Genomic DNA, 6,109 nt, shown 5'->3' with positions numbered 1-6,109 from the left:
CCTGCCCGGCACCGCGACTCCGCCGTCGCCGCGACCGTGTTTCGCCCGCCACGGCGAAGACCCGGCCAGGGGGCGGTGCCCCGGTTCGCCGCACCCCCGCGGGAGTGGCTCGGTCCCGGGCCCCGGGCCGGACCCGGTCTGCTGCCCCCGCGGGAGCGGAGGGGTTGACCACTTTCCGCCGTTAGCCGGCACCGGCGGAAGGGCAGGGATTGACCGTCCGCCGGGCGCCCCGGCGGTGGGGTGGGGAGGAGTGCGGCGATGCGGCGAGCGATCACGAGCGGATCCCCGCTGCCCGCGCCCCCCGGCCCCCCGGATCCCGACCGGCGAGCCGACCCCGTTCGGCACGCGGGCCCGGGCCCGGTCCCCGGCCCGGACCGGCCGACCGGAGCCCCGCCCCCCGCCGGGCCCGCGTACGCGCCCGCCCCCGTCCACGCCCGCAACGCCCCCTGGCCCTACACCCGGCTGGACGTCGCCGCCGCCCGGGCCGCAGGCCATCCTCCGCATCCCGTACGGCAGTTCGTGCTCAAGACCCGCAGCCGCTGCAACCTCGCCTGCACCTACTGCTACGTCTACGAGATGGCCGACCAGGGCTGGCGCGACCAGCCCGTCGCCATGACCCCCGCCACCATCGCCCGCGCCGCGCAGCGGATCGCCGAGCATGCGGCCGCCCACGACCTGCCCCGCGTCGACCTGGTCCTGCACGGCGGCGAGCCGCTCCTCACCGCCCCCGCCGCCCTGGCCGCACCCGTCGAAGCCGTGCGGGCCGCCCTCGCCGCCACCGCCCCCCGCACCCGGATCACCGCCACCGTCCAGACCAACGGCACCCTGATCACCCGCGGCCGCCTCACCGCCCTGGCCGCCGCCGGAATCCGCATCGGTGTCAGCCTCGACGGGGGCCTCCCCGCGCACAACACCCGGCGCCTGGACCACGCCGGCCGCCCCGGCTTCGGCGCCGCCGCCCGCGGCCTGCGCCTGCTGGCCCGCCACCCGGACAGCTACGCCGGGGTGCTCTGCGTCATCGACCTCGACCAGGACCCGGTGGAGACCTACGAGTCCCTGCTCGCCTTCGCACCGCCCACCGTCGGACTGCTGCTGCCGCTCGCCAACTGGAGCTCCCCGCCGCCCCCCGGTCCGGGCCGCCGCCCGGGCGGCACCCCGTACCCCGGGACCCCGTACGCCGACTGGCTCCTCGCCGTCTTCGAGCGCTGGTGGCACGACGGACGGCACCGCACCCGCATCCGGCTCTTCGAGGAGATCATCGCCCTGCTGCTCGGCCTGCCCGCCACCACCGAGACCCTCGGGCTCGCGCCCGCCGCCACCGCCGTCATCGAGACCGACGGCTCCATCGAACAGGCTGATTCCCTGAAATCCGCGTACGAGGGGGCCGCCGGCACGGGCATGGCCCTCGACACCCACAGCTTCGACGAACTCCTCGACCATCCCGGATTCGCCGCCCGCCAGCTCGGACGGGACGCGCTCGCCGCCGGCTGCCGCGCCTGCGAACTGGTCGAGGTGTGCGGCGGCGGCCACTACCCGCACCGCTACCGGGCCGGCGAGGGCTTCCGGCAGCCGTCCGTCTACTGCGCGGACCTCCAGGTCCTCATCCGGCACGTCGCCACCGCCGTCCAGCACGCCACCGCCGCCCACCCGCCGGCGGCCGCCTCATGACCGCCGCCCTCGCCGCCTTCACCGTGCCCACGCCCACCCTGCGCGCCCTCGCCTCCACCGAGCCCTCCCCGGAAGGCACCCGCCTGGTCCACGACGTACGCCGCTCCAAGCGCCTGGTACTGCTCCGAGCCGTCCTCGACGCCGCGCCCTGCGGCCGGACCGGCCGGACCGCCGAGCACTGGGCCCTGCTGGAGGAGGCCGAGCGGCACGACCCGGCCGCCGCACGCGACGTACTGCACTACCCGGCCACCGGCGTATGGGCCGAGGAGACCCTGCGCCGGCTGCACGCCCCGTACGGCCCGCCGCCGGACCTCGCCCACCTCGGCGCCCTCGCCGCGGCCGCCGCCCTGCGCGCCCGGATACCGTTCACCCACACCCTGCGGCCCGTGCACGGCCGGCTCGTCCTGCCCACCCTCGGCCTGCTGCGCCCCGACCGCCCGGGCCCGCTCGTCCTCACCGAACGCTCCTGGGACCCCGACGACCCCGCCACCCTGCCCCTGCACGCACTGCCCGGCGGCCGCACCGCCCTCGACGACCTCGACCCCTACCGTGCGCCCGGCGCGGCACAGCCCGCACCGGCGCCCCTGCGGCCCGCCCGCCGCCTCACCCCCAAGGGACACAAGCGGTGGGACACCCAGTGGACCGGCGCCCTCACCCTGCTCCACCGCTACGACACCGTGCGCGCGGAGGAGACCGTACAACTGCTGCGCTCCCTCGTACCGCTCGCCGGCGGCTCCCGCTCCAGCGGCGCCACCCTCCCCGCGGCCGCCGGCTCCGTGCTGGCCCGCGCACAGGCCCCGCCCGCGCTCGCCGCGACCCTCGTCCACGAGGTCCAGCACGGCAAACTCACCGCCCTCGCCGACGTCCTGACCCTGCACACCGCCGACGCGACGCCGCGCCACTGGGCGCCCTGGCGCAGCGATCCGCGCCCGCTGGAGGGACTCCTGCACGGCGCCTACGCCCACCTGGCCCTCGCCGGGTACTGGCAGCGCGCCGCCCTCTACGGCGCCCGCGGCGCCTGGGCCCAGCACGCCAGGATCCGCGCCCAGGTCGCCGCCGTCCTGCCCGTCCTGCGCGCCCACGACCGACTGACCGCCGCGGGACGCGAGTTCACCGATGCGATGGCCGCCGCCGAACGGGCCATGGACGAGCTCCCGCCGCCCGGCGACCAGCACGCCGCGGCCCGTCGGGCCGTCGACCGCGAACGCCGCGCATGGTGCGAGAGGCACCCCGAACTCGCGCTCTTCGCGCAGGTCTGACGGACCGTCCCCTGCGGTACCTTTTCAGTCCCGTCCACTGCCCGCAGCCCAGGGAGACGGCCGCATGACCACCGGTAGCCGGCAGGACCGCGACGCAGCGCAACAGCCTCCCCCACCGCAGCGGCTTCCACCACCCCAGCCGCCCTCCCGCTGCCCGCAGGAGCCCCACGAGCACCAGCAGCTGCATCCGCCTCCGCCGCAGCCACCGCAACGCTTCGTCATCAGCTTCGCCGGCTTCAACCGCCCCTGGGCCGTGTGGATTGCCCACCGCCTCGAAGAACACGGACACCGCGTCACCCTCCAGCGGTGGGACCCGCAGAACCGCCCCGGCCTCACCCAGGCCCTCGACGACCTCGCCCGCTCCGGCAGCCGCGTCCTCCTCGTCCTCAGCGAACGCTATTTCTCCGCCGGCACCCACACCGAGGAGGAGTGGAACACCGCCCTGCGGGCCGTCACCGACGACCACCCCGGCCGCTTCGCCGCCGTCTGCCTCACCGACGCACCCCTGCCCAGCGCCGTGGCCGTGCTGGAGAAGGCCGACCTGTGGGGCCTGGACGCGTACGAGGCCGAATACCGCGTCCTGCGCCGCCTGGAACTGCCCACCGAACACATCGGCACCGAAACCGGCCGCCGCGGCCCCCGCTTCCCCAACGACCCGCCCGAGATCTGGGGACGCGTCCCGCGCCGCAACCCCCGCTTCACCGGCCGCAACGACGTCATCGGCACCCTCCGCCAAGCCCTCTGCGACGCCCCGCCCGGTGCGTCCACCGTCACCCTGCTCGGGCTGTCCGGCGTCGGCAAGACCCAGGTCGCCACCGAGTACGCCTACCGCTTCGCCTCCGAGTACGACGTCGTGTGGTGGGTCCCCGCCGAGGACCGGCCCACCCTCCGCGAACGCCTCGCCGACCTGGCACCGGCCCTCGGCCTCCCGCGCGGCGCCGGCAGCTACGGCGCGCAGATCCGGTCAGTCCTCGAAGCGTTGCGCCGCGGAGCCCCGTACAGCCGTTGGCTGATGGTCTTCGACGGCTGCGACAACCCCGACGACCTGATCGACCTGCTTCCCTCCGGCGGCTCCGGCGACGTCATCATCACCTCACGCAACCGCGAATGGGCCGCCCGGCACACCAGCCTCGTCGAGGTCCCCCTCTACGCCCGCCCCGAGTCCATCACCTTCATCCGCCGCCGCGCCCTGCGCCTGACCGCCGACGAGGCCGACCAGCTCGCCGAGGCCCTGGAGGACTACCCCCTCGCCCTCGACCAGACCGCCGGCTGGCTCGCCGACTCACCGCTGCCCGTCGGCGACTACCTCGCCCTGCTCCAGCGCCGGATGGACTCCCGCGAGGCCGTCACCCTCTCCGAGGACTACCCGCTGCCCTTCCCCACAGCCCTCGCCCTCCTGCTCAACAACGTCCGGGAGAACTTCCCCGACGCCCTCGCCCTCCTGCGGCTCTTCGTCTTCTTCGCCCCCGGCCCCGTCCCGCTGCGCCTGCTGCGCGAGTTCCCCGCCGACGACGTACCCGAACAGCTCGCCGGCCTCATCAACGACCAGATCCGCTGGAACGCCGCCCTCAACAAACTCGTCCAGTTCTCCGTCGTACGACTGGAGTACTCCGACCTCCCCGTGGAGGAGGGCGGCGGCGGACTGGAGACCGTGCAACTGCACCGCATGGTCCACGGCATCGTCCGCCAGAACCTCTCCGAGGACGAGGCGGAACCCCTCGCCCGGGCCGTCCGCCAGGTCCTCGCCGCCGCCGACCCCGGCCGGCCCTCCGACTCCCGGCTCTGGCCCCGCTACGCCGAACTCGTCCCGCACCTCACCCCCTCCGGGGTCATCACCAGCAGCAACCCGCGCATCCAGAACTTCCTGCTGCACTGCCTGCGCTACCTGATCCTCGCGGGGGAGTACCACACCTGCCTGCGCCTGTGCGAGGAGACCGACCAGATCTGGCGGGCCCGGCTCGGCGACGACCACCCCAAGGTCCGCGAACTCAGCTACCAGTACGGCAACGCGCTGCGCAACCTCGGCCTGTTCCGCCGCGCCGAGATCCTCACCCGGGCCGTCGCCGACCGGCTCACCGGCGAACGCGGCGACCAGGACCTGGAGAGCCTGCGCGCCACCAGCGCCTACGGCGGCGTCCTGCTGTGCATCGCCAAGTTCGAACCGGCCCGCGGCATCTTCGAGCACTGCCTGGCCACCTACCGCGAACTGCTCGGCGAGGACGACCCCGTCACCCTCGACGCGCAGAACAACCTGGCCGCCACCTACCGGCTCCTCGGCCGCTACCAGGAGGCCTACGACCTCGACCTGGACACCCTGCGCCGCCGCGAACGGGTCCTGATGCCCCTGCACATCTCCACCCTGGCCTCCGGCATCGCCTGCGCCATGGGACTGCGGCTCATGGGCCGCTACCGGGAGGCCCAGACCCGCCAGGAGCAGGGCGTCAAGCTCAACACCCAGGTGCTCGGCCTCGGGCACCCGCAGACCCTGCGCGCCGAGCACAACCTCGGCCTGTGCCTGCGCCGGTCCGGCGACATCCCCGGCGCCGGCCTGCGGCTGCGGACCGTCTGGGAACGGGCCACGCGCGTCTTCGGCGTGGACTACCCGTGGACGCTGATGGTCGCCTCCGACTACGCCACGTACCTTCGGGAGTACGGCGACATCGGCGAGGCCCGCCGCATCTCCGAGGACGTCGTCCGCGGCTACCAGTCGCAGCTCGGCCTCGCCCACCCGTACAGCATCGGCACCGTCGGCAACCTCGGCCTGGTCCTGCGCGCCCAGGGCGAGCGGACCGAGGGCCTCTCCCTGGCGGAGCAGGCCCTCGTGGGCATGCGCGGCGCCCTCGGCGCCCGGCACCCCTGGACGCTGGGCTGCGCCCTCAACGCCACCGGCCACCGCAACATCACCGGCCGCCTGGAGGACGCGCTGGACCTGAGCCGGGAGACCCTGCGCACCGCCGAACAGGTCCTGGGCCCCGACCACCCGATGACGCTGAGCGCCCAGATCGCGCTGGCCGCGGACCTGCGGTCCGTCCGGGAGGACACGGAGGCGGCCAGGCACGAGGACGCGGGCATCAGGGGCCTGACCCGCACCCTGGGCCCCCAACACGTCCACACGGTCTCGGCGAAGCAACGCGCCAGACCGTACTGGGACTTCGAACCGCAGCCGTAGGGGGTACGGGTGC

At 75.0% G+C, this 6,109-nt stretch carries 3 protein-coding genes; all 3 read left to right on the top strand.

Going from position 1 to position 6,109, the window contains the following annotated elements:
* Positions 1–258 precede the first annotated feature (258 nt).
* The gene (locus IF89_RS0131290; RefSeq protein ID WP_234327934.1) at positions 259–1,668 is read left to right on the top strand and encodes an FxsB family cyclophane-forming radical SAM/SPASM peptide maturase; all 1,410 of its coding nucleotides are present in this window, start codon (positions 259–261) and stop codon (positions 1,666–1,668) included.
* Positions 1,665–2,927, top strand: a complete 1,263-nt coding sequence (locus IF89_RS0131285) for an aKG-HExxH-type peptide beta-hydroxylase (protein WP_043194640.1) — start codon at positions 1,665–1,667, stop codon at positions 2,925–2,927. The genes IF89_RS0131290 and IF89_RS0131285 overlap by 4 nt, the downstream gene beginning before the upstream one ends.
* A 64-nt stretch (positions 2,928–2,991) precedes the next feature.
* Positions 2,992–6,096: an FxSxx-COOH system tetratricopeptide repeat protein gene (gene fxsT, locus IF89_RS0131280; RefSeq protein ID WP_078628624.1), complete on the top strand. Its 3,105-nt coding sequence runs from the start codon at positions 2,992–2,994 to the stop codon at positions 6,094–6,096.
* Positions 6,097–6,109: the final 13 nt, after the last annotated feature.

The sequence above is a fragment of the Streptomyces sp. NRRL F-2664 genome (assembly GCF_000719345.1).
GTDB lineage: Bacteria > Actinomycetota > Actinomycetes > Streptomycetales > Streptomycetaceae > Streptomyces.
Note: the sequence above shows the minus strand (reverse complement) of the source record. Positions and strands in the feature narration are given on the sequence as shown.